Genomic DNA, 23,901 nt, shown 5'->3' on the forward strand with positions numbered 1-23,901 from the left:
CATCCTCAAATGGGATTAATGTTGCTTCTTGCGTGGCGGTTGCGCCATCCACCAGATGATGCCCATGGCTGGCAGAACCCAGAGAATGCCGGTCACGAAGAAATAAAGGAGGTGCACCCATGCGCTCGATTCAGCGAGATGCGCCACGGCGATGATGGTCGCGAACACCGCATAGATGATGACCAGTGAAACCAGCAAAAAAGTACCGATCAGTTTCTTCAGCCGAACGGGCATGGCGCAGTTCTCCTTTTCCCGGCACATCACTAGCGCGTGAGAAGGGGTAGCGAAAGGGCAAAAACGCGGCGGCATGTCGCGTGGTGGCAACTTGTAACGGGTTCGCCTATGCGGCATGTATCCTTCGGCTCAATATTGAAGGGTGAATGGCATGACGGCAGCAACGGCGCAGCGTGTAGGGCAGGGTTCCAGGTCATCGAAAGAGGACCACGACCGTCGCCTTGTGCGTTATTGGCTTTATGCGGTGTTCGTCGTGCTGATTGCCATCGTGATGGTCGGCGGGGCTACCCGCATGACGGGATCAGGTCTGTCGATCACCGAATGGAAGCCCATTCATGGTGTCATTCCGCCGCTTAACCACGCCGAATGGCTGGAGGAGTTCGACAAGTACCGCCAGATTCCGCAATACCAGCAGATCAACAAGGGCATGTCCCTTGAAGCCTTTCAGTCGATCTTCTGGTGGGAGTGGGCGCACCGTATGCTGGCGCGCTTTGTCGGCTTTCTGGTTGCTGTTCCGCTGGCTTTCTTCTGGGTGACAGGGCGTCTCAAGGGCGGCCTCAAATACCGCATGCTGGGCCTGCTTGCACTCGGCGGCCTGCAAGGCGCTATCGGCTGGTGGATGGTCGCTTCCGGTCTCAGTGAGCTGACAAGTGTCAGCCAGTATCGTCTGGCGATCCATCTGACGACAGCCTGTATCATCATCACAGCGGTGTTCTATATTGCGCGCGGGCTTGTCACCTACAGTGAGCGACCGGCAGAAAGGTCGGTCCAGCGCTTTGCCGGATGGATCGTGTTTGCCGTACTAGTGCAGATTTATCTGGGTGGTCTGGTGGCCGGGCTTCATGCCGGTCTGACCTATAACACCTGGCCGCTGATGGATGGCGCCGTCATCCCGTCCGACCTGTTCATCCAGTCGCCATGGTGGCGCAACCTGTTCGAAAACCCGAAGACGGTGCAGTTCGTGCACCGCATGTTCGCCTATACGGTTCTGGTTCTGACGGTCCTGCATTCCTTGCAGGTTTGGAAGCAGGCCCCGGGCACGACCCATGCGCGCCGCACTATCGTTCTCGTCGGACTGGTTCTCATACAGGCTGTCATCGGCATTGCCACGCTTCTGATGAGCGTTCCACTGCATCTGGGCCTGACGCACCAGTTCTTTGCGCTGATCGTGCTGGCTTTCGCGGTTGCACACTGGCGTGCAACCAAAGGTGCCTATGAAGGATAAACCGTCTGGCGCAGGTGCCTGAGCGCGGAAGCGATCTTCAGTTCCCGCGCTTCGTCCGCGTCGTTGCCGTCTTCACGATGCCACGCGGCTGAGAGACAGCCATAGGCAAAGGCATAATCCAGAATGTAAGCCGGTTCGCGCCCGATGATCGGTGCGAAATGCTCTGCCATGAGCCGGGCGCGCTCAAGGTCGAGGCAGAGATCGTCCCGGTCGAGCGGATTGTAGAAGATATTGGCCGCGTCGAACGCTGCGTCGCCGACAAGTCCATGCGGGTCGATGGCGAGCCAGCCGCGCGGTCCCTTGATGATGTTCTCATGGTGAATATCGCCATGTAGCGGAATGGCCTCGTGCGGCGTTGCCAGCAGGTGTTTCGCGACCGCCGTGCCTTCCGCATAGATCGGACTTTCATTCGTTACGGCGAAGAGACCGGAAAAATGCTTGTCCAGTGGTTGCAAATCAGCCGGTATCGGGGCGGGAGAGGGCGTATGCAGCGCGTTCAGAACCTCGCCGAATATCTGCAGACATTCGGCATCCTTGCCGCGTTTCAGGTGCTCATCAAGGTGATAGTCGCCCGCATGTTCGAGCAACATTGATGTACCATTGAGGTCGTATAATCGCGCCGCACCATGGCCGTTCTGCCAGTCGAGATAATGCGCGCCGCGCAGCTCTTCCATTCCGGCTGGTTTCAACTGCTTGATGACAAAAACCTCGCCTGGATGATCAGTGCGTTCGACCTTCCAGACGAGGCTTGAATGCGTATCCGCCAGAGGCTCGAATGAGCCGATACTCCATTCGATAGGAAATACCGGCTTCTTCATCATCAGACTTTGCCGAGCATGAGATTCATGTTCTGAACGGCTGCGCCCGATGCGCCCTTGCCGAGATTGTCGAGCAGCGCCACCAGATTGACCTCTCCATCGCCTTCAGTGCCGAAGACGAAAAGCTTCATACCGTCCTTGCCGGCAAGCTCTTCCGCATCGACACGCGCCAGACTGGTGCTTTCTTCAAGTGGCACGACTTCAACGATGTCCTGACCGGCATAATGCTCTGTCAGTGCGGCATGAACCTTTGCAAGCGACGGCGTTCCCTCTAGTCCGGTCAGGAACAGAGGGACCTGTACGATCATGCCCTGCGGGAAGCGTCCGACGCTGGGGCTGAAGATCGGGCGGCGATCCAGACGGCCATGCAATTGCAGTTCCGGCACGTGCTTGTGCTTGAGCGGCAGGCCGTAGAGGAAATTGTTTGCAGCAAGATGCTCCGGATGGTTCTTGTCTTCCATCTGCGCGATCATCTGTTTGCCGCCGCCCGTATAGCCCGAAACGGCGTTGACGCTGACCGTATAGTCGGCAGGCAGCAGGCCCGCATCGCGCAGCGGGCGGACAAGCGCAATTGCACCCGTCGGATAGCAACCCGGATTGGCGACCAGGCGAGCGTCGGCGATACGTTCACGCTGGCCCTTGGCCAGTTCGGCGAAACCATAGGCCCAGTCCGGGTGCACGCGATGAGCAGTCGAAGTATCAATGATGCGGGTCGAGTTGTGGCCTTCGAGCAGGGAAACCGCTTCCTTGGAAGCATCATCCGGCAGGCACAGGATCGCAATATTGGCTGCGCGCAGATAGTCGGCGCGCAAGTCCTTGTTGCGCCGCTCGGCTTCCGGAATGGAGATCACTTCAAGATCGTCGCGTTCGGCCAGACGGGTGCGGATCTGCAAGCCAGTGGTGCCGTGTTCACCATCGATGAAGATTTTCGGTTTCATGCATTTTGCCTTTGAATTCAGAAAGTTACGACAATATACGGAATCAGTTTTCGAGCTGCTTGAATCAATTTATGAACAAGCGGCTCATCGTCGTTCTTTCTTCTCAGCCAGAAGGCCCAGATAATACATTGCGATCGTCGCTCCCGCGATTGCTGTTATATCGGCATGATCGTAAGCCGGTGCAAGCTCGACCACATCCGCGCCCACAAAGTCAAGAGCCGTCAGCTTGCGCAGGATGGACAGCATCTTTGCAGACGACGGTCCGCCTGCGACCGGTGTACCGGTTCCCGGCGCAAAGGCCGGATCAAGGCAGTCGATGTCGAATGTCAAATATGTCTTCCTGCCATCGGTGCGTTTCAGGATTTCATCGGCAATCGCCGCCGCCGACATGTCCTCGACCTCATGGCCATAAATGATCTTGATGCCGCAATCTTCTGGCGCGTGCGTGCGGATACCGATCTGGATCGAGTGAGCGGGATCGATAATGCCATCGCGCACCGCGCGGGTCACGAAAGAGCCGTGATCGATGCGCTTGCCATCGTCGAACCACGTATCCTGATGCGCGTCGAACTGAACGAGTGCCAGCGGACCATATTTCGCGGCATGGGCCTTGAGCAGCGGCCATGTGATGAAATGATCGCCGCCAAGCGTTAGCAGAAACGCATCCGATTTCAGGATTTTTGTCGCTTCGCGTTCAATAGTGGCAGGGGTCTTGGTGTGATTGCCATAGTCGAGCAGGCAGTCGCCGTAGTCGATGACGGAGAGATTCTCGAAAAGGTCGCGCTCGAACGGGTATTGCGGATCATTGTCGAAGATCGCCGACGCCCGCCGGATCGCCTGCGGACCGAAACGTGCGCCGGGCCTATTGGATACGGCTGCATCGAACGGAATACCCCAGACAACGGCGTCTGCGCCCTTCAACGACTTCGTGTACATACGCCGCATGAACGACAATACACCGGCGTGGGTCGGGTCCGTTGCTGCGCTTGTCAGGCTGCGGGCAGTAATCGCGTGGTCGATAGTCTTTGAAGGCATGGCTGTTACCCGGATAAGGTTAGATTTCTATAGCGGTTTCATTCGCTTTTGGCATCAAATCCATAAGCACGCTCTACGCGACCGATACGTACGCGATAGGTTTCATACCACTTCTGGCGTCCGAGCTTCTGCGCCACCAGATGGTCCACTTCGCGCTTCCATGCATGGATGCTGGCTTCGTCTGCCCAAAACGAATTGGTGATGCCGAAGCCTTCCGCGTCGCGCGCGCTTTCAATGCCGAGATAGCCCGGCTGCTTCGCTGCAAGTTCTCCCATCTGAACCGCCATCTCGCCATAGCCATCATCCTCGCCGATGATACGCTGCGAAGCGAAGGTGACGATCAGATAAGGAGGCTCCGGTGTGACCGCAAAGCGGCTTGGTGCTGCAGACGAGGACATGGGCTTATCCGTTCGTGAAAGTGGTCGGAGAGGCTTCAGCTTTTTTATACTCATGACGACTATCGAACCGGCTTGCAACTGTGATGAAGCCGCACTGCCGCCCACAATGTTGAGGGCACATATCGGCGATTGAGGCGCGGGAATTCATCGGCGCTAATGTCCCTCTTTCAAAGAGGGACATTATGCGAAGAACTTTACTTACTATTTCGGTCATTGTTGCTTGTTCTGCTTCCCTTGCGGGTTGTGCAACGGATCAGCGTACGGCCAGATTTCAGCTCGAGCAGCAGAATGTAAGCGCAATCAACTGGATGCAGCAGTCAGGCGAGTATGATGCGCTGGCCTATCAGACGTTCAACGGTGCGCGTCAGGCTTTCGATGCAGTAAAACCGACAAAGGGAAGGCGGAAGGCTGTGATCGTCGATCTCGATGAGACCATGATCGATAATACCGCCTATGCCGGATGGCGTGTCAAACAAAGCGTGCCCTACACGGAGAAGACATGGGCGCGCTGGATGGCTGCCGAACAGGCAGGTCCAATTGCAGGTGCCGTGGAGTTTGCCAGACATGTCAACGCGAATGGCGGCACGATGTTCTATGTCACGAACCGCGATGCGAAGTCATTTGAGCCAACGGCAGCAAACATAAGAAAACTGGGGTTCCCCGGCGTATCTGCGAAAACACTTTTGTTGAATAGCGGTCAGTCCAAAAAGCATAGCCGTTTCGATGCTGTCAAAGCAGATGGCTTTGATGTTGTCGTTTACGTCGGTGACAATCTCAACGACTTTGGAGCTGCGACCTATCACAAGAACAATCAGCAGCGACGCACATTCGTAGAAGCCAATCGCGAAGCCTTCGGGACGAAGTTCTTCATGCTACCCAATCCGAGCTATGGCGACTGGGTTTCCGGGATGGCACCCGATTATTACAAGCAATCGCCTGAAAAACAGCTCGATATCAGCCGCAAGTCCATCCGCAGTTGGGGCGGCTGAAATCCGGCATTGAATGAAACAAAAAAGCGGACCCGAAGGTCCGCTTTTCCGTAAGCTCTGAAGCGATAGATACTAGCGCTTGGAGAACTGGCCCTAAGCGCGTTAGCGCTTGGAGAACTGGAACGAACGGCGAGCCTTGGCCTTACCGTACTTCTTACGTTCAACAACGCGGCTATCGCGGGTCAGGAAGCCACCCTTCTTGAGAACCGTGCGCAGGCCCGGCTCGTAGTAGGTGAGGGCCTTGGAGATGCCGTGACGAACAGCACCGGCCTGACCGGAGAGACCGCCACCGGCAACGGTGGCAACGATGTCGAACTGACCAGCGCGATTCGAAGCAACGATCGGCTGCTGCAGGATCATCTGCAGGACCGGACGTGCGAAATACTTTTCGAATTCCTTGTCGTTGATGGTGATCTTGCCGGTGCCCGGCTTGACCCATACGCGTGCAACGGCGTCCTTACGCTTGCCGGTGGCATAAGCGCGGCCCTGTGCGTCCAGCTTCTGGACATGAACCGGAGCGGCAGCTTCGGTCTTGGCAACAGTGCCGAGTTCTTCGAGCGAGTTGAGCTGCTCAGCCATGATTATGCATTCCCTTTGTTCTTGCGGTTCAGCGCGGCGACGTCGAGGACTTCCGGCTGCTGAGCTTCCTGCTGATGGTTCGGGCCTGCATAGACGCGCAGGTTCTTCATCTGGCGACGGCCGAGCGGACCGCGCGGGATCATACGCTCAATGGCCTTTTCGACGACGCGTTCCGGGAAACGGCCTTCGAGAATCTGGCGAGCAGTGCGCTCCTTGATGCCGCCCGGATGACCGGTGTGCCAGTAATAGACCTTGTCGGTGTACTTCTTGCCGGTCAGAACAACCTTGTCGGCATTGATGATTACGACATTGTCGCCATCGTCAACGTGCGGGGTGAAGGTTGCTTTGTGCTTGCCGCGAAGGCGATTGGCGACGATGGTGGCGAGACGGCCGAGCACGAGGCCTTCGGCGTCGATCAGCACCCACTTCTTCACCACTTCAGCCGGCTTCTGAGAGAAAGTTGCCATTGAAGTCTTCCTTGACTTTATCCCCGATCTTGAAAATCAGGGCTTTTTTTGTTGCTTGTGTTGGATCGTGTCCAACCCGAACGAGCGGGCAAAAGATAACTTCTGCTCAACTCACTGGCGGGTCGATACACAATGTCCGAGTGGGCGTCAAGTCCTATATTCAGAGCGTTGTTTTAAAAACACAGTAAAATCAATATGTTAAACGTTTGGTATTATAATACCGTATCTTTTTTGGATGCTTTATCGCGGCGGGATCGAGTAAGTTGCCGTTGCATGGGCCACCAGCTCGCCACTTGTACCATCGGTCAGGCTGATATCGAGTACAGCAAGCCGTTTGCCGAGTTTCAGGAGGTGTGCGACGGCCTCGACCGTGCCGGGAGAGGGTTTACGCAGAAAGTTGATGTTCAGGTTCGTTGTCACGGCCAGTGCCACCGGGCCAATATGGGCCAGTATGGCTGCATAGGCCGTCACATCGGCGAGTGCAAAAAGCGAAGGGCCGGACACAGTACCGCCGGGGCGCAGATGTTGTTCATCGGCATTAAGCTGCATGGTTGCCGAACCGTCACCAATTGCCGTGATCTCGAAAGCGTTGCCAAGTTGCGGAAACTCGCGCTTCATGAATGCGCGCAGCTCTTCAATGTTCATGACAGGGCTCAACGACCGGCTTGCCACCATGGCGGCATTCCGCTCCTGCGCGGTATTGATATTCATGCGCTCCTCCCAAATTTATTTATCAATAAAGGGAGCGCCACCCTTCATGCAAGCACTCGCTCCAGCGACCGAAGAGGCTAAAATGCAAAACCCTTCCGACGATCAGATTCGCGAGATCCTCCGTTCCGTCAAAACGATTGCGCTTCTTGGCGCATCACCGAAGCCGGAACGCCCGAGCAATGGCGTGATGGAATTCCTGCTTTCCAAGGGATACCGCGTGATTCCGGTCAACCCGGGGCAGGTGGGAAAACACATTCATGGCCAGCGTGTCGTGGCGCGTCTGGCTGATATCGAAGAGCCGGTCGATATGGTGGATGTCTTCCGTGAGCCTTATTCGCTGCCAGGTATCGTGGAGGAAGTCCTTGCAATGAAGCACCGCCCGAAGATCTTTTGGACGCAGCTGGGTGTCGTGCACCAAGAGGCTGGAAATCGTGCCAGTGAAGCAGGTTTGACCGTCGTCATGGACCGCTGTCCGGCAATCGAATATCCCCGCCTGATCGGTTGATGAGAGCTTTCGGATTTAATTTCTGCAAATCCAGTATTTGGCGGAAAATCCTCCTTTGCTTTCCTCGCTGTACAGCCTAGGTTCCAGACCTGTTTGGGGTTTGGGACACAGGAGGAAATGATGTCGAAACGCTCTCCCGGAATTGAAACACTTGCCGTTCACGCAGGGGCAAAGCCCGATCCAACGACAGGTGCCCGCGCAACGCCGATCTATCAGACGACCTCATTCGTGTTTGAAGATGCGGACCACGCAGCTTCATTGTTCGGCCTGCAGGCGTTCGGCAATATCTATACGCGCATCACAAACCCGACGACCGCAGTTCTGGAAGAGCGCATTGCCGCACTCGAAGGCGGTACGGCGGCTGTAGCGACTGCATCCGGTCACTCAGCGCAGTTGCTTGTTTTCCATACGCTGCTTCAACCGGGTGACAATTTCGTCGCCGCGCGCCAGCTTTACGGCGGATCGATCAATCAGTTCGGTCAGTCGTTCAAGTCCTTCGGCTGGCAGGTCCGCTGGGCCGATGCCACCAACCCGACCGATTTTGCAAAGCAGATCGACAGCAAGACACGTGCCATATTTATCGAAAGCTTCGCCAATCCGGGCGGCATCGTGGTGGACATCGAGGCTATCGCCGAAATTGCGCACAGAAACGGCCTGCCACTGATCGTGGACAACACGCTTGCATCGCCTTATCTGGTGCGCCCGATCGAACATGGTGCGGATATCGTCGTTCACTCGCTGACCAAGTTTATCGGTGGTCATGGCAATTCCATGGGCGGCATTCTGGTCGATGGCGGTACATTCGACTGGGCGAAGTCCGGCAACTATCCGCTTCTGACCGAACCGCGCCCGGATTATGCCGGTCTGGAACTGCACAAGACCTTTGGCAATATTTCCTTTGCAATCGCGGCCCGAGTGCTGGGTCTGCGCGATTTCGGCCCGGCCATTTCGCCGTTCAATGCGTTCCAGATCCTCACTGGTGCGGAAACCCTGCCGCTGCGCATGCAGCGTCACAGCGACAATGCTCTGAAGGTCGCATCCTGGCTGCATGGCCACGAGAAAGTGTCTTGGGTGAACTATGCCGGGCTGCCGCATGACAAATTTCATGCGCTCCAGCAGAAATATGCGCCGAAGGGTGCCGGTTCGGTGTTTACCTTCGGTCTCAAGGGCGGTTACGACGCGGGCGTAAAGTTCGTCGACAGCCTCGACCTGTTCTCGCTGCTCGCCAATATTGGAGACACGCGTTCGCTGGTCATTCATCCGGCCTCTACCACTCACCGTCAGCTCAGCGACGAGCAGAAGGTGGCGGCAGGTGCCGGGCCGGATGTGGTGCGCCTGTCTATAGGTATCGAGGATGCGGACGATATCATTGCCGATATTGAGCAGGCGCTGGCAAAGGTCTGATCCATGAGCCGGTTTCTCGATTTCGACCTGACCGGCATCGAACCGGAGGAAGGCGCGCCGCTACCGGAGCGCATTATTTCCGGTGCCCCGAAATTCCGCACGTGGAATTTGGAGGAGAATACCGAGGGCACGCTCTTTGCTGGCATATGGGAGAGCACGCCCGGAAAGTGGCGCATCGAATATGATGAATGGGAGTTCTGCCACATCCTGTCAGGCCGGTCTGTCCTCAGCGAAGAAGGCGGACCAAGCCGGGAAGTCGGGGCGGGAGACAGTTTTGTCATCCGACCGGGTTTCAAGGGAAGCTGGGAAGTCATCGAGACCACCCGCAAGGAATATGTCATCAAGCTCTGACATTGGTTCCTTCTATGCAAAACACCCGCCGGATTTCGGCGGGTGTTTTTGTTTCAGTTATGCGGACCACGCCTGATCGGCTGGATAACTGGCAGATTGCCCGGATTCGGACGACCTGCACCATCGTTGCCTGTTGGCGGACGGTCCGGCCGCGGTGGACGCGGACGATCCGGTCTGTTGGTGTCAGGACGACGTGGACGGTCCCGGTCGCGATAACGATAATAATCACGGTCACGATAGTAGCGTGAATCTCTATAGTAGCGTGGATAACGTGGGTAGTTCCGATAATAGCCGCCACTATTGTAAACGACTCCCGTGCCGACATATCCACCGCGAACATAGTACGGATCATTATAACCTGAGCCGTAATAACCCTCGGAGACACAACCGCTGAGCGTCAGACTGGCAGCGCCGATGCCGAGCGCCAGTAAAATGGATTTCAATGACATGTTCGCTACTCCCGAAAAGCCGGGGCCAGCGCTGGAATACGCAATAACCACGCGGCGAACCACTATTTAAAGGGATTATGCGCGTTTCTATCTGAAGCCCATAATCAATAAAGATTGCAGAGCGTTAGCTTGGTTAGCTGCGATCAAACCTCCGCGTAAGGCCGTGAAATATGTTCCACACATACATAGTAAACGCGTGGGGATTTCAAAAGTTGCTGTTGAGAAGGCAGAACGTCTCCGCAAAAAGCAAAACCGCCCCGAAGGGCGGTGGCATTATTGTCGCGTTTGCAGAGCCTATTAGTTGCCGCCAGCACCACCAATAGCGGTCGCAATGGCAGTGAACTGGGTGCGGATGGTGGTGCCGAGAGACGTCGTTGCGCCGATGATGACGACAGCAATCAAAGCCGCGATGAGGCCGTATTCGATGGCGGTAGCGCCGGATTCGCTTTTACGAAAGCGTGCAATAAGCTTGGTCATGTGTTGCTCCTGAGATCATTCTTGCTTGTTTAGTGGTCTCTGTGACCTGAGAGCAAACTACCCAGCAAATATGTGCACCCTCTTAAGTTGCATGGTAAACGGAAGGTGAGTATCGCATATGATTAATAAAGTGCTGAATTAAAAACGAAAACTTCAATAGCGTCGTACGTTGTATTTAAGCGATATCGAATATAAATCTTCAGGCAAGGAAAAGCCCCGCTTACGCGAGGCTCTCTTTTTCTTGGAAGCTGCGATCTGCCTTACTGCGGCAGCTGGGCGCCAGCCTGCTTAACGGCATCAGCCATGGTCTGGCAGAGCTTCTCCTCGGAGACATTCTGCGCTTTTGCGCTGGTGGCAATATCCTGTTCCATGCCCATCGCAGAGACCTTACCCTGCTTACCGGTTGCTTCGGCAGCGTCGGCCTTGGTGGTGTCGGATGGGGCGGGGATCAGCGCAATCATTTTTGTCTGGATTTCGATGGCGCCGCCATCGGTATAACCCTTTTCCTGGCAGTACTGGAGTACGCCAAGCTGGTTGCGAGCTGCGTTATAGGCCATCTCCATCTGTTCAGGCGTTGCCTGTGCAAAAGCCATCGTAAGATTTGCACCGAGGAAAAGACCGGTCAAAGAAACACGTACCAGATTGCGCATGATAATTCATCTCCATGAGTCAAATACACGCTGAGATAGAGCGAATTTTCCGGCGAAGGGAACTCAAGAAAAACTAATTAGTGAAATGAAATATAACGAAAATAGTTTCTGTCCGGAGCGACATAAACGTCATAAATATTTCAACATAACGATATGCACGAAATTATCTCACAGGTTGTACCAGATTGGCGATGAGCCGGAATGCACCGGGCACAAGCTTGTCGAGCTGATGATGCAGGACGAGGCTCGTATGCGTATGGCGGCCTTTACCGATACTGGCTGAAACAAGCGCGCCGAAGAGCGGCTGTTCTCCCTCATCATGCATGGAAAGCAGCGGCTGATAGTCGTCATCCCATGCGGAAGCGAAATAAAGCCCACGTTCCTTGTACCATCCATTCCAATCACGTTCGCTGATAATATTGGGGCTGACGAGCAGGGGATGCTCAGGATCGAGAACTGTAACTGCGGCATGGGGATTCGTAACGCGCCAGCGCAATGACGGGGAACCGATGGCTAATCTTCGCGGTGGTGTCCGATCCGGATGCCAGCCATCGGATGGACGATGATAGAGCGTCACCAGATGTCCGCCATTCTCGACGAATCGATGCAGATTGTCCGTTGCTGCGGCGAGATCAGCGTGCAGGCCGAAGGCGAATATACCGACCACGATGGTGGTGAATTGCGAAAGATCACCGGAAAGATGGCGTGCTTCGACATCGGTGACATCAAATCCCATGCGTTTCAGCCAAAGACCAACATTGTCTGCCCCAGCGCCGATATAGCCGATACGCGCATCAGGCAATTTCACGTCGAGTGCCAATACAGGCAGCACGGCAGGCTCATGCCAGACGGTTTTACCGATATGCGGGTAGCTGGCTACCTGCGTCTGCCATGCAAGACGTCCGTTGATCGTGGCCTGTAGCGCAGTCAAGCCGGGCTCTGGATCGAAAGGCCCGTGTAGAACAGCATCCTGCCCGATTACGCCGACGCTCCAACCGGTTTGCGCTGTGAATGTGACTTGGCCGGTCTCGCCATCGACCACAAGCCGGATCGGCGAGGGATACTGCTTGCCCGATATGATGACTGCTGGCGGATCAATCCTTAACGAGGCAGATGGAACAATGGCAAGCGGCTCTTCGAGATCGAAGCTGCACGCAGCCAGGTGACCGTCAAATTGCGCCTTTAACCGGATATAGGCCTGTCCGTTGCCACCGAGTGACCGCCACGCCGGTTCAAAAAGCGGGGAAAGTGCTGCCTCCTTTGCCAGTGACACAGCCAGAATTTCCCTCTCGGGCGTCACGTACTCGCAAGCGGTCGAACAGCTTTCTGGCAATATGGGGTCGGCTGTTATTGCGACTGCCGTCGCTCCGGGGCCGTATTCGACAACAAGGCGGGTTTCTCCACCTGTAGGCAATATGGCTTCTTCCAGATAAGCCCGCTCGAACAAAGACGCTGCTTCGATCAAGATGGCGTCGATTTCCCACTGCTTGCGTTCCAGCCTGTGCCCGTGCTGCACGAGGAAACCTTGCGGTGCGCTGGTCAGTACAGTTTTCAGGCTTTTCGCAGCACCGATAAGATTTTTGACAATGGTTTCGCGCTCAGGAAAAGCCGCAATAGTCCGCTCGACAGACAAATGAGCGTCAAGAAGCTGCTTCCGGGTTTCAAGTGTCAGTCCATCGACCTCAGCCAGTGTTGCGAGAGATTCCGGAATACCTTCAAGAATTGTTGTTTCAGCACAGCTTTCCGGCAGTTTCAAATGCAGCGGCCATTCGCTCTTGGGCGTTTCCGGCCAGCGCCCCATGCCCTGCGTGGCGTGACAGGCACGCGACCATTCACCGATACGGTCGTAATCGGCACCGGTCGCAGCGTCGCGACCCGCCGCGTGAACGGTCAATGTCGTATCGGGCGGAGGAAGCTCGTCATCATAGGTGTCGCCGCCGCCTGACCAGGCAGGGAGATAGAATTTTGCCACCTGCCACGGCATCAATCCCTCGGCAAAATGTTCGGGAAAGGCATCGGGATCGGCGGCGAGCCGTATGGCCGTTTCCGCCGCCCGCGTCATGGCGCGGTGGTGGCCATGCTGGCCGGGAACATCAAGAAAGGTCGGCAGCACGATATCCGGACGCTCGGTGCGATAGGCGCGTACGAGCCGCTCGACGGTTTTCTTCTCACCCCAGTGGGCAAAGGTACCGTCACCATCCTTGGAGAAACCGAAGTCGTGGACGGAATCGTCTGGACCATGGCCGAGCCAATGCACGTCGCAATCGAGAATGCGCGCTGCTTCTTCCATCTCACGGCTGCGGATCACACCGAGCGCACCACCGCGTTCCGGGCCAAGCGCATTTTGCCCGCCTTCGCCGCGTGTCGAACAGGCGATCACCACCCGTATACCAAGTCCGAACCGCAAATAGGCCATCAGGCCGCTCTGCTCATCGTCAGGGTGCGCACCCGTATGCATCAGCGTGACGGTAGAGCGCAGCCTGCTTAGAGCGCGATGCAGACGGACGAGGGCAGGAGACGACTTCTGGCGCTCGATGCGCTGAAGGGCGGTGAGCATGGTCAGATTTCCGAATTGGTATCAAGCTTCGGCGTCATGGCCTCGAACATCGGCAGTGATGCAGCGCCCAGGGCGGCGGTGAACTGTCCCGTCTGCCCTCGAATGACTCGTGGCAACGCACGGGCGCGGCGGCTGGCAACCGAAATCGGCAGACCACCCATATGCCAGATCAGGTCGTCGATGATCGCATCGGGCAACATGCCGCCCAGAATGATTGTCTCGGGGTCGAGAATGTTTTCGATCATGGCAATCATCGGCGCCAGATGATCGGCAGCTTCCTGTAACCAGCCCATCAGAACTGGGTTGCGGTTTCCATGCAGCTTTTCCAGCGCGTCGAAATCGGTGTCCTCAATCCCTGCTGCGTGAAGCTTTTCCCGCAAGGTATGAAGGGAGGCATAGGTTTCGAGGCAACCCTTCTGGCCGCAGGCGCAGCTGCGCCCATTAGGCGTGATGACGATATGACCGATTTCACCGGCATTGCCGAAAGCGCCGCGAAACGGTGCGCCGTCCTGAATCATGCCAAGCCCGATACCGGCACCGAAATAAATCATGGCGAAATTGGAAATCGCGTGTCCTGCGCCGAACAGGCGTTCGCCGACGGCGGCGGCATTCGCGTCGTTTTCGACCAGAACGGATTCGCCGCAGGCTTCGCTCAGAACCGCCGCTGCATCGATCCCGGACCAGCCGGGCAGGGTGGTCGGACCGACAGAACTCATGCCTTCGATGTCGAACGGACCTGGCATCACGACACCTATTCCAAGCAGGCGCGCGGGAAACGAAGTCTTCACCGCATCGACTTCTTTTCGCAATTGTGTGGAGAGCCTGTCGGGGCTGACATCCTGAATGGGGCGCACATGCTGCGTGCGCGGCTTGCCGGAAAGATCAAGCACCGTCGTCACCATATGCGTCGAACCCATTTCCACACCGATGGTCATCGCGCCTTCGGGATTGACGGCAAACTGGATCGGCGGCTGGCCGCGCCCCGTTTTCAGTCGCCCCAGCTGCATGAGCAGATTCTCTGAAACCAGCTCATCGACGATATTGGCGATGGCCTGTGCGGTCAGATGCGTAAGGCGGGCGATATGCATCCGGCCGAGAGGACCGTGGCGGCGCACGACATCAAGCACTACACGTCGGTTATGGTCACGAATTCGCTCGGGATTCTTGCCGAGAGTGACCGCAAGCGACCCACCTTGTACGGCGGCAGGCGTATTGGCCCGCCCGTCTTCGGATTGCCCATCTGATTTCGATGTCATGGTCCCTCCTGTCTCCCGTCAAAAGAGATAACGCGAGCCGCTTTTAACAGCAATATATTAATTCAACTAAATTATCTTATTGACAAAACGCTCGCAACATTGAACCGTAAGGGCAGGGTGGTGAAGAACCGCCTTTGCTCATGTCGGGGAAGTGGGTTCCTGCATGGGAAAAAATGGGCGCTGCGCATCATCTGCGCGGCATGTGGTGGAATATGCGGATTGTGCGAAGCACTGCCGCAGCCGTGCCTGGCGACCGCATTCGAACCGGTGGGCGGGGCATTAGGGAGGTTTAAATGCGTAAGCTGTTATTGGCAGGTTTGGTTGCGGGGCTCAGCACCTTTGCGATCAATGCCGCTCAGGCTGTCGAAATCGAATATTGGCAGTATGTCTTCGAGACACGCGTCAAGGCGATGGACAAGCTGATCGAGAATTTCGAGAAGGCCAATCCGGACATCAAGGTCAAGCAGGTCACGTTCCCGTACGACGACTATCAGACGCGCGTAATCGCAGCGAAGATGGCGGGCAAGAGCCCGGACGTGATGCAGCTTTTCTACGGCTGGCTGGACAAATTCGTGGCTGGCGGCATTCTGCAGCCGCTGCCGCAGGACACGTTCCCGCATGACAAGATTGAGAGCGAATTCTTCCCGATTGTTTCGGCGATGAAGCGCGGCGATGAGTATTACGGTCTGCCGACTGCTGTGCGCTCGCTGGCCCTGTTCTACAACAAGAAGCTCTTCACCGACGCTGGTCTCGACCCGAACAATCCGCCCAAGACGCTAGATGAAATGGTCGAAGCTGCCAAGAAGACGACGAAGCGCGACGCTTCCGGCAATCTTCTGGCCGAAGGCATCACGCTCGACATGCCGGGACAGGACCAGCATTGGTGGCGTGAAGTTCTGGTGCGCCAGTTCGGCGGCCAGCCATATACCGACAATGACCGCAAGGTTGCTTATAACGACGCCGCCGGTGAAAAGGCGCTTGCCTTCTATACTGGCCTCCAGACCGAACATAAGGTCGGCGAAGTCAAGTTCATGGATGAAGGGCAGGCTGCTTTCCGCGCTGGCATGGCGGCCATGACCATCGACGGCACCTTCCGTCTCGGTTCGTTCCGCACCATCAAGGACTTCGAATGGGGTGTGACCGAGCTTCCGGCCAATGCCGAAGGCGTGCGTTCCAACTATGCGAGCTACTTCGCCAACGGCATTAGCGCCAAGGCAAGCGGCGAGAAACTGGAAGCTGCCAAGAAGTTCCTGAACTACATCTCCTCGCCGGAAGCCATGGAAATCTGGTTGAAGGATGTTGGCGAACTGCCTGCGCGCCGTTCGGCAGCCTTGACGGAAACGAACCTTGCCGATCCGATCTACGGCCCGTTCCTGAAGGGTCTGGAATATGCGCACACGACCATGTTCGTGGACGAGCTGAAGCAGCGCCAGATCGCTGTCGATATGGCCAATCGCGTTATTCTCGAAAAGCAGCCGGTCAAGGAATCCCTCGATCAGGCAGCCAAGGCCGAGCAGGATGTGCTCGACGCAGCCAAGTAAGGCAAACGCGAAAGATGAAGCGGCTCCCGCTGCTTCATCTTCTCTTGCCTGTTGACGGCACGGCTAGAGCGCATCCCGAAAAGTGTGAAACGGTTTTCGGATAAGATGCGCGCCAAAATAAACAGTTAGAGCGCCGATCTGCTTCATTCAGATCGAACCGCGCTCTAATCTGTAGCCGAAGGATACTAAAACATGACAATCACTGTAGAAGCCGGGACGGCTGAAACAGGCGGCGCGGGGAAGGGGCCTTCGGGCAACCGCCTGACGGACCGTCTTTCCATGCGCACAAGACGGTTGATCTGGGTGTGGAGCTTTCTGGCTCTCCCGATCCTGTTCTATTCGGTCATCCGCTTTTACCCGACGATAGAGGCTTTCTGGCTCTCTCTCACCGACTGGGACCTGATGAACCCACCGAAGTTCATCGGCTTCGCCAATTACCAGAAGCTCTTCGCTGATCCGGAATTCTGGAAAGTGTTCAAGAACACTTTCACCTATCTGCTGGTCGGCACGCCGATAAGCCTCGTGGTGGCGTTTACAATCGCCTATTTTCTGGATCGCGTGCGCATCATGCACGGCTTTATCCGTGCACTCTATTTCCTGCCTTATCTCACCACGGCAGCGGCCATGGCATGGGTCTGGCGCTGGTTCTATCAGCCCGCGCCCATCGGCTTCATCAACAATATTCTGAGTGCAGTGGGGCTCCCGCAGCAGGGGTTCCTGCGCTCGGTCGATCAGGGTCTCTATGCCATCATGGCGACGTCCATCTGGGCGGGTCTTGGCTTCCAGATCATTATCTTCATGGCTGGCCTGCGCGCTGTTCCCAACACCTTCTATGAAGCCGCACGCATTGATGGCCTCGGCGAATGGGCGATCCTGCGCAAGATCACGATCCCGCTTCTGAAGCCCACCACGGTGTTCCTCGTCGTCTTCTCGTCCATCGGTTTCCTGCGGATCTTCGATCAGGTCTACAACATGACCACGAACGATCCCGGCGGACCGCTCGGCTCCACCAAGCCGCTGGTGCTGATGATCTATCAGACGGCCTTCTCCTCCTATGCGATGGGTTATGCGGCCGCGCAAACCGTCGTTCTGTTCACCATCCTGCTTTGCGTCTCGCTGTTGCAGCTCTGGATCCTGAGGGAAAAGAAATGACAGCGTCCGCTCAAAACAAACCGCTCCCGTTCCAGAATCTGCGGCCCGGCCGCATCCTGACATGGACGTTGCTGCTCATCGGCGGCCTCATCATGGTCACACCACTGGCCTTCATGTTCTCCACCTCGCTCAAGACGGCAGGTCAGGTCTACGACCTGCGCCTGATCCCGGCAGAGCCGACATTGCAGAACTATGTCACTATCCTTGCCGATGGGCGCTTCCTGCGCTGGTTCCTGAATTCCATGATCGTTGCGGTCGTGGTCACCTTGTCGAATGTCTTCTTCGACAGTCTCGTCGGCTATACGCTGGCGAAATTCCAGTTCCGCGGTCGCTATTTCATCTTCCTCGCTATCCTGTCCACGCTGATGATCCCCACCGAAATGCTGGTGATCCCGTGGTACCTGATGTCGAGCAAGCTCGGCTGGCTGGACAGCTATTGGGGCATCATGTTCCCCGGCATGATGACGGCCTTCGGCACGTTCCTCATGAAGCAATTCTTCGAAGGCGTTCCCAACGATTTTCTGGAAGCTGCCCGCGTCGACGGCCTCAACGAATTCCAGATCTGGTGGAAAGTTGCCATGCCGCTGGTGACACCAGCACTCTCGGCGCTCGCGATCTTCACCTTCCTCGGCAACTGGACCGCATTCTTCTGGCCGCTGATTGTTGCGACCAGCCCGGAGCTTTACACGCTGCCGGTCGGGCTTTCGAGCTTCGCCGTCGAGCAATCCATCCAGTGGGAAATGATCATGACCGGAGCGGCAATCGCCACGCTTCCCACGCTCGTCGTCTTTGTTCTTCTCCAGCGTTACATCGTGCGCGGTGTCATGCTTGCTGGCCTCAAGGGTTGAACCATGTCCGATCTCGATCCACGGCTGTCCGATAAAAGCGTCTTCCCCGATCCGGTTTACAAGGAAACCGTGCTTCGCCCGCTTTTTGACGGCGCCAAGACCCATCATGTCGACGGCTTCCGCCGCATCGACCGCGCCCATCTCGTTATGCTGACCGAAACCGGCATTCTCGACCGTGCGCAGGCAGCGGCCATTGCGGGTGCGCTGGAAGCTATCGACAAGGAAATCGATCCTTCGAAGCTCATCTATACGGGTGAGGTGGAAGACTTTTTCTTCCTCATCGAGAAGGAGCTGAAGGCGCGCATTGGTGCCGACACCGCCGGTCGTCTTCACACGGCGCGCTCACGCAATGATATTGACCACACGCTGTTCAAGCTTGGTCTGAAGGATCGTATCGATACGCTGATGACGCAGGCGCGCAATGTGCTTGATGCGATGATTGCTGCTGCCGAGCGTGAAAAGGAGACACTGATCGTCGCCTATACGCATGGTCAGCCTGCGCAGCCATCGACCTTCGGTCACTATCTTTCGGCGGCAGTCGAGGTTCTCATCCGGGATATGGAACGGATGGAAGCCGCGCGCGCCATCGTCAACCTATCACCCATGGGGGCGGCGGCCATCACCACCTCAGGCTTCCCGATCGATCGCGCACGAGTGGCGAGCCTGTTGGGCTTTGCTGCCCCCTTGCCGAATTCCTATAGCTGCATTGCAGCGGTGGATTACATCACCTCGACCTATTCGGCGTTGGAGCTGATGTTCGTGCATCTGGGACGCCTCATCCAGGACTTCCAGTTCTGGACCAGTTTCGAGGTCGGCCAGATTTACGTGCCGAATGCCTTCGTGCAGATTTCATCAATCATGCCGCAAAAGCGCAATCCGGTTCCGATCGAACATATGCGCCATCTGGCGAGCCAGACCATGGGTCGCGCCCGCACTGTTCTGGACGTGATGCACAATACGCCGTTCACCGACATGAATGACAGTGAGGGCGAAACTCAAGCGATGGGTTATGAGGCATTCGCATCCGCTGGTCGCGTGCTCGATCTTTTGGCCGCATTCATCGGCGCGATCCGTATCGATCCGGCCCGTGTGGCGGAAAATATCCGCCGCTCCTGCATCACGATCACGGAACTGGCGGATTCGCTGGTGCGCATCGAAGGTCTTTCGTTCCGGCAGGCGCATGAAATCGCAGCCAGGGTTGCGCGCGCTGTCGTCGCCATGGGCGGCGGTCTGGAGAAGGATGGGTTTGAACCTTTCCTTGACGCTTTCCGCGAGTCCGCCGGGCGCGAGCCATCCTTCGGGCGCGAAAAGTTTGAGGAACTGGTCTCCCCGCAACATTTCGTGGCTGTGCGTGATCGTCTCGGCGGTCCGGCACCGACAGCGATGAATGCAGCACTTGCGCGGCATAAGGCGGAAGCTGATCGCTTCAAGGCAGTCGCTTTCGACCATGCAGCCGCCGAAGCAAAGGCTGCCCGCGAACTCAATGAAAAATTCAGTGCACTTGTGGAGGCACGCTGATGGCAACCATCGAACTTGAAAAGCTGGTCAAGCGTTACGGCAAGGTCGAGGCGGTCCGGGCAATCGATCTCCAGATCAAGGACGGCGAGTTCGTCGTTTTTGTCGGCCCCTCCGGCTGTGGCAAGTCCACGACTTTGCGCATGATCGCAGGGCTTGAGGACATTTCCGGCGGTCATCTGAAGATCGGCGGCGAGGTCGTCAACGAACGTGATCCGAAGCAGCGCAACATCGCCATGGTGTTCCAGAACTATGCGATTTATCCGCATATGACCGTGCGCCAGAATATCGGCTTTGGGCTTTACACGTCGAAACTGTCGAAGGCCGAGAAGGACAAGCGTATCGAGGAAACCGGCAAGGCGCTCGGGCTGGAACCTTATCTCGACCGTCGCCCGGCAGCATTGTCCGGTGGTCAGCGCCAGCGCGTCGCTATCGGTCGCGCCATGGTGCGCAATCCGTCTGCTTTTCTTTTCGATGAGCCGCTGTCGAACCTCGACGCCCAACTTCGCGCGCAGATGCGTATTGAAATCAAACGCTTGCATCAGCGTCTCAAGACGACGACCGTTTACGTGACACATGACCAGGTTGAAGCCATGACCATGGCCGACCGCATCGTCGTCATGCGTGACGGTCGCATTCTCCAGACCGGAACGCCGACCGAGCTTTATGAAAATCCGACCGATGTGTTTACGGCGCGCTTCATCGGTAGCCCGTCGATGAACCTGATTGCGGGTCGCCGCAATGGATCAGGCGTGGAACTTGCACCTGATGGCGACATTCTGGTCGGCGTCCGCCCGCATGATCTGAAAGTTGAGGAAGGCAGACCCGATGCCCTTTCGCTCACGGGCACTGTGACGGCCGTTGAGCCACTCGGCGCCGAAACGCTGGTTCATTTGGACGTTAACGGCGTCTCGGTGATTGCAACTGCTCCGGGCAAGATCATTCCCGCAACGGGCGGTACGCTTTCCGTGTCCGCGCCTGCGGGAAGCCTGTATCTCTTCGATGCCAAGACCGAGAAAAGTCTGGGCCGCCTATGATGCCGCAACAATTCAAAAGGCATTTCAAGTCTCCGGCTGTCCTCAGTATCGGGCGGATTTACTGCGACCTTATCTTCACCGGGCTGCAATCACTGCCGCAGCCCGGACGAGAGGTTTTTGCCGAAAACATGAAGATGGTGGCAGGTGGAGGGGCCTTCATTTCGGCTGCCCATCTTGCCCACGCGGGTAGGGCGGTGGCGCTGGTCGCACGTCTCGGCTTTGACGGCCTGTCACGCGGGCTTGAACCGGACCTGAAGATCGACGGTGTCGATCTGCGCTTTCTGGAACGGGCTGACGATGCCGGGCCGCAGGTGACGGTGGCAAGCGTGATCGACAACGACCGCGCATTCCTCTCGCGCCGTGCCGGTTCGGCGTTGCCTTCGACGCTCGAAGCCGCGTTGCAATGGAAGGATGCGGGGCATCTGCACATTGCTGAATTCGCAACGCTGCACGAAATCCCTGAGCTCGTGCAGCAGGCAAAGGCGGCAGGCCTTTCAGTCTCGCTCGACCCCAGCTGGGATGAAGCGCTGATTTACGATCCGGGTTTGCTCGCGGCCTGTGAGGGCGTCGATATATTCCTTCCCAATCGCGAGGAGGCGCAGGCCATCACTGGCCACGATGATCCGGCGAAGGCGCTCAATGCGCTTGCGAAGCACTTTCCAATCGTGGCTCTCAAGGGCGGTGGAGAAGGGGCGTGGTTGCGCACAGCCGATGCGGACCTTCATATGGCGGCAAAGGACGTGCCGGTTATCGATACGACCGGGGCAGGCGATGCTTTTAATGCCGGCTTCATCGATGCGTGGCTCGAAGGGCATGATTCTCACCGAGCACTTGCTGCCGGTATCGAATACGGAAGCCTTGCCGTGCAGGCAGCCGGCGGAGCATCCATTCTGCGCTCGCCCGAACGACTGGCTGGATAATATCCAAGGCGGCGGCTGAATGTTCGCCGCTCCCACAACTTGCTTCTCCGGCAAATGTCGGCGTCAGACGTGTACGCTTCGCCGATATTGTAGCGCCTTTCGGGTGGCCGAGCTTCACTTTGGCTTCTCTATCGAGGGAAGCATGGAAGGGACAATAGAAAAACACAAGAAAGACGTCGAAGGCTGATTTTTGCACTTGCGCTTGTCGCGCGAATTGCCTAAACGGCTCTCACAGCGACTGGCCAGACACTTGGCGAAACAGTCGGGCGATTAGCTCAGTTGGTAGAGCGCTTCGTTTACACCGAAGATGTCGGGAGTTCGAGTCTCTCATCGCCCACCACTTACCCCCTTGAAATTGCTTGCAAATTTTGACTGAATAGATTGCGCGGTTGTTTGCGTTTTTCGCCTAGCAACAGCCTAGCAACTGTGTTGCTGTTGCTAGTGTAGCGCGCAAAATCGCGTGGCAGCGAGCGCAAGATCGAATGGCAACAGTTTTACGATGTCAAAGAACTGCGTGAAGCGCTCGTTGAAGGCTGTTTTAAATGTGCTGAGACTCAGCCATTATCAATTCGCCTTACAACTGACGGGGAGCATCATGTCAGATAATGAGAAGAAGGGTGGTCGCGGACCGCTTAATGAATCTTACAAGCCGACTACAACTCATATCAATACATATCAGCCAGATACTGCGCAGGGAACCTATACCCCTACCACGTCAGGCGAAACAGAGCCTGCGAAGAAGCCTCCCGCGCCTAACAAGCGATAGTCATTTTCGCTTTCGCTTGCGCCGAAAATCAAAACGGTCAATACGTTCGCGCGGAAGATAGGTAATCTCGCTGCCAAACTCGTCATCAATGACGCAATCGTTGGCTTCGAATTTCTTATCTCCGGGCAATTTGCGATGGGTGACATACATCAGAATGTCACCCTCGTTGCCAAAGACGCAGGGCCCGTTCGGTTCCTTTCGAAACTCGTTCAGATTTTCACATCGCAACCAGGTGCCGTCGATCAGTCGTACATCTAACTGCGTTCCATCAATACCGGTCTGGCTAAACATAGCCTTCAATGCTGATGGCGTTTCGTCCGAATGACTTATCCGTGCTTTCCGCAGAACCCAATACATCAACGGCCGCCCGCAAAGCGCCCATACCCCTCCCATTGCTAGCGCACCTATAAAAGCTATTGGTGAGGCGCTCCAGAGTTGAAACCCGCACTTACGGCGGAGAAATTCATATCCGAAGGCTGTGAAAAAGCCGAAGACAAGTGTTGAGAACGTGACGTCGATCGGCTTGTGATGAGTGCGATGTCCAACGGTAGCGATGAAGTAGGCAGCGTAGCCTGCCGACAACGTGAGAAGCGTTGTCCACGGCAACTGCATTAGAACCTCGATCGATTTATCCATCAAGCTTGCTCCCTGAGAATCGGCTTCCGACGCGACTTTCATAAATATGCATTTGGTCTCGGCTGTCACGAGTTGCGTGTGATAAACTCGATCTCTGATCGTGTGAGGATTTCCCGATCGCGCAAGGTAAGATCGCCAACCAGCCTCTGACCGGTCAGATCGGGCCAATATTCACCCGATCCAAGCTTCCAGAGGTGACGCATAGGCAGGCTGTTGGCGACATGGCTATGAGGCGGATAAACCTCGATCGCAACAGCATCTGGCCCGAAATGTTCGTTCTTCAGCTCCTGAAGTTCATCCCATGTGATTGTGCCATCATGTTCGACAGATAGTAGGCCGCGCAGCTCGTCCAGCAAAACGCTTACGACCGCCGTCATGACTGCACCTGTGCGGAAGGCCAGACGATAGCATCAATGATCGCACGGGCTGCGGCCTCATCTTCC

26 protein-coding genes and 1 tRNA gene are annotated in these 23,901 nt (G+C 56.5%); 12 read left to right on the plus strand and 15 right to left on the minus strand.

Features of this window, described 5'->3' with window-relative positions; translation table 11 throughout:
• Positions 1 to 15: 15 nt before the first annotated feature.
• On the minus strand, positions 16 to 234 hold the full coding sequence (locus tag KWJ32_RS20620) for a DUF2842 domain-containing protein (protein WP_010661115.1): 219 nt from the start codon (positions 232 to 234) through the stop codon (positions 16 to 18).
• Positions 235 to 385: 151 nt separating this feature from the next.
• Between KWJ32_RS20620 and KWJ32_RS20625 the strand changes: the two genes are divergently transcribed.
• Positions 386 to 1,459, plus strand: a complete 1,074-nt coding sequence (locus tag KWJ32_RS20625) for a COX15/CtaA family protein (RefSeq protein WP_040129430.1) — start codon at positions 386 to 388, stop codon at positions 1,457 to 1,459.
• Here the strand turns inward: KWJ32_RS20625 and KWJ32_RS20630 are convergent.
• From KWJ32_RS20630 to KWJ32_RS20645, 4 genes are all read right to left on the minus strand, one after another.
• On the minus strand, positions 1,447 to 2,280 hold the full coding sequence (locus tag KWJ32_RS20630) for an aminoglycoside phosphotransferase family protein (protein WP_080728154.1): 834 nt from the start codon (positions 2,278 to 2,280) through the stop codon (positions 1,447 to 1,449). The two genes, KWJ32_RS20625 and KWJ32_RS20630, sit on opposite strands and share 13 nt — an antisense overlap.
• On the minus strand, positions 2,280 to 3,215 hold the full coding sequence (gene argC, locus KWJ32_RS20635; RefSeq protein ID WP_040129428.1) for an N-acetyl-gamma-glutamyl-phosphate reductase: 936 nt from the start codon (positions 3,213 to 3,215) through the stop codon (positions 2,280 to 2,282). The genes KWJ32_RS20630 and argC overlap by 1 nt, the downstream gene beginning before the upstream one ends.
• A gap of 84 nt (positions 3,216 to 3,299) precedes the next feature.
• Positions 3,300 to 4,250, minus strand: coding sequence for an agmatinase (gene speB / locus KWJ32_RS20640; RefSeq protein WP_040129426.1), 951 nt, complete (start codon positions 4,248 to 4,250; stop codon positions 3,300 to 3,302).
• Positions 4,251 to 4,288: 38 nt separating this feature from the next.
• Positions 4,289 to 4,648: an antibiotic biosynthesis monooxygenase gene (locus KWJ32_RS20645; RefSeq protein WP_029925081.1), complete on the minus strand. Its 360-nt coding sequence runs from the start codon at positions 4,646 to 4,648 to the stop codon at positions 4,289 to 4,291.
• Positions 4,649 to 4,830: 182 nt separating this feature from the next.
• On the opposite strand from KWJ32_RS20645, the gene KWJ32_RS20650 reads away from it, so the two are divergent.
• Positions 4,831 to 5,637, plus strand: coding sequence for a 5'-nucleotidase, lipoprotein e(P4) family (locus KWJ32_RS20650; RefSeq protein ID WP_040129424.1), 807 nt, complete (start codon positions 4,831 to 4,833; stop codon positions 5,635 to 5,637).
• Positions 5,638 to 5,739: 102 nt separating this feature from the next.
• On the opposite strand, the gene rpsI is transcribed toward KWJ32_RS20650, so the two are convergent.
• From rpsI to KWJ32_RS20665, 3 genes are all read right to left on the minus strand, one after another.
• Positions 5,740 to 6,216, minus strand: a complete 477-nt coding sequence (gene rpsI / locus KWJ32_RS20655) for a 30S ribosomal protein S9 (protein WP_040129422.1) — start codon at positions 6,214 to 6,216, stop codon at positions 5,740 to 5,742.
• Positions 6,217 to 6,218: 2 nt separating this feature from the next.
• Positions 6,219 to 6,683, minus strand: coding sequence for a 50S ribosomal protein L13 (rplM, locus tag KWJ32_RS20660; protein ID WP_010661122.1), 465 nt, complete (start codon positions 6,681 to 6,683; stop codon positions 6,219 to 6,221).
• Positions 6,684 to 6,923: 240 nt separating this feature from the next.
• Positions 6,924 to 7,358, minus strand: coding sequence for a PaaI family thioesterase (locus tag KWJ32_RS20665; RefSeq protein ID WP_172488800.1), 435 nt, complete (start codon positions 7,356 to 7,358; stop codon positions 6,924 to 6,926).
• Between the two features lie 118 nt (positions 7,359 to 7,476).
• On the opposite strand from KWJ32_RS20665, the gene KWJ32_RS20670 reads away from it, so the two are divergent.
• From KWJ32_RS20670 to KWJ32_RS20680, 3 genes are all read left to right on the plus strand, one after another.
• On the plus strand, positions 7,477 to 7,899 hold the full coding sequence (locus KWJ32_RS20670) for a CoA-binding protein (RefSeq protein WP_040130158.1): 423 nt from the start codon (positions 7,477 to 7,479) through the stop codon (positions 7,897 to 7,899).
• A 120-nt stretch (positions 7,900 to 8,019) separates the two neighbouring features.
• Positions 8,020 to 9,303 carry an O-acetylhomoserine aminocarboxypropyltransferase gene (locus tag KWJ32_RS20675; RefSeq protein ID WP_010661125.1) on the plus strand — a complete coding sequence of 428 codons (1,284 nt, stop codon included), beginning with the start codon at positions 8,020 to 8,022 and terminating at the stop codon, positions 9,301 to 9,303.
• 3 nt (positions 9,304 to 9,306) lie between these two features.
• A complete protein-coding gene (locus KWJ32_RS20680; protein WP_040129420.1) occupies positions 9,307 to 9,654 on the plus strand; it encodes a cupin domain-containing protein in 348 nt (115 codons plus the stop codon).
• Positions 9,655 to 9,707: 53 nt separating this feature from the next.
• On the opposite strand, the gene KWJ32_RS20685 is transcribed toward KWJ32_RS20680, so the two are convergent.
• The 5 genes from KWJ32_RS20685 to KWJ32_RS20705 form a co-directional block, all read right to left on the minus strand.
• Positions 9,708 to 10,103 (minus strand): hypothetical protein, encoded by a 396-nt coding sequence (locus tag KWJ32_RS20685; RefSeq protein WP_040129418.1) that lies wholly within the window; start codon positions 10,101 to 10,103, stop codon positions 9,708 to 9,710.
• A 297-nt stretch (positions 10,104 to 10,400) separates the two neighbouring features.
• Positions 10,401 to 10,580 carry a Flp family type IVb pilin gene (locus tag KWJ32_RS20690; protein WP_012092314.1) on the minus strand — a complete coding sequence of 60 codons (180 nt, stop codon included), beginning with the start codon at positions 10,578 to 10,580 and terminating at the stop codon, positions 10,401 to 10,403.
• A 260-nt stretch (positions 10,581 to 10,840) separates the two neighbouring features.
• A complete protein-coding gene (locus tag KWJ32_RS20695; RefSeq protein WP_010661129.1) occupies positions 10,841 to 11,230 on the minus strand; it encodes a pore-forming ESAT-6 family protein in 390 nt (129 codons plus the stop codon).
• A 163-nt stretch (positions 11,231 to 11,393) separates the two neighbouring features.
• Positions 11,394 to 13,787 carry a PIG-L family deacetylase gene (locus KWJ32_RS20700; protein WP_040129417.1) on the minus strand — a complete coding sequence of 798 codons (2,394 nt, stop codon included), beginning with the start codon at positions 13,785 to 13,787 and terminating at the stop codon, positions 11,394 to 11,396.
• A gap of 2 nt (positions 13,788 to 13,789) precedes the next feature.
• Complete coding sequence (locus tag KWJ32_RS20705) at positions 13,790 to 15,043, minus strand: ROK family protein (protein WP_040129415.1); 1,254 nt, start codon at positions 15,041 to 15,043, stop codon at positions 13,790 to 13,792.
• Positions 15,044 to 15,336: 293 nt separating this feature from the next.
• Here KWJ32_RS20705 and KWJ32_RS20710 point away from each other — a divergent pair, with 293 nt between their 5' ends.
• The 7 genes from KWJ32_RS20710 (at position 15,337) to KWJ32_RS20740 (ending at position 22,396) form a co-directional block, all read left to right on the plus strand.
• Positions 15,337 to 16,584, plus strand: a complete 1,248-nt coding sequence (locus KWJ32_RS20710) for an extracellular solute-binding protein (RefSeq protein ID WP_010661132.1) — start codon at positions 15,337 to 15,339, stop codon at positions 16,582 to 16,584.
• A gap of 279 nt (positions 16,585 to 16,863) precedes the next feature.
• Entirely contained in the window at positions 16,864 to 17,736 is an 873-nt protein-coding gene (locus KWJ32_RS20715; protein WP_036564035.1) for a sugar ABC transporter permease, read from the plus strand.
• Positions 17,733 to 18,584 carry a carbohydrate ABC transporter permease gene (locus KWJ32_RS20720; protein WP_040129412.1) on the plus strand — a complete coding sequence of 284 codons (852 nt, stop codon included), beginning with the start codon at positions 17,733 to 17,735 and terminating at the stop codon, positions 18,582 to 18,584. The genes KWJ32_RS20715 and KWJ32_RS20720 overlap by 4 nt, the downstream gene beginning before the upstream one ends.
• A gap of 3 nt (positions 18,585 to 18,587) precedes the next feature.
• Entirely contained in the window at positions 18,588 to 20,102 is a 1,515-nt protein-coding gene (gene argH / locus KWJ32_RS20725) for an argininosuccinate lyase (RefSeq protein WP_040129410.1), read from the plus strand.
• Positions 20,102 to 21,136 (plus strand): sn-glycerol-3-phosphate ABC transporter ATP-binding protein UgpC, encoded by a 1,035-nt coding sequence (gene ugpC, locus KWJ32_RS20730; RefSeq protein ID WP_040129408.1) that lies wholly within the window; start codon positions 20,102 to 20,104, stop codon positions 21,134 to 21,136. Before argH ends, ugpC begins: the two co-directional genes overlap by 1 nt.
• Positions 21,133 to 22,056, plus strand: coding sequence for a sugar kinase (locus tag KWJ32_RS20735; protein WP_040129406.1), 924 nt, complete (start codon positions 21,133 to 21,135; stop codon positions 22,054 to 22,056). Before ugpC ends, KWJ32_RS20735 begins: the two co-directional genes overlap by 4 nt.
• Positions 22,057 to 22,320: 264 nt before the next feature.
• Positions 22,321 to 22,396: transfer RNA gene (locus tag KWJ32_RS20740), tRNA-Val, on the plus strand.
• Between the two features lie 426 nt (positions 22,397 to 22,822).
• On the opposite strand, the gene KWJ32_RS20745 is transcribed toward KWJ32_RS20740, so the two are convergent.
• Positions 22,823 to 23,458 carry a hypothetical protein gene (locus tag KWJ32_RS20745; RefSeq protein ID WP_256886209.1) on the minus strand — a complete coding sequence of 212 codons (636 nt, stop codon included), beginning with the start codon at positions 23,456 to 23,458 and terminating at the stop codon, positions 22,823 to 22,825.
• A 65-nt stretch (positions 23,459 to 23,523) separates the two neighbouring features.
• Positions 23,524 to 23,835, minus strand: a complete 312-nt coding sequence (locus tag KWJ32_RS20750) for a hypothetical protein (protein ID WP_256886210.1) — start codon at positions 23,833 to 23,835, stop codon at positions 23,524 to 23,526.
• Between the last annotated feature and the right edge of the window lie 66 nt (positions 23,836 to 23,901).

It is taken from the genome of Ochrobactrum sp. BTU2, from assembly GCF_024539785.1.
In the GTDB taxonomy this organism is placed as follows: domain Bacteria; phylum Pseudomonadota; class Alphaproteobacteria; order Rhizobiales; family Rhizobiaceae; genus Brucella; species Brucella anthropi.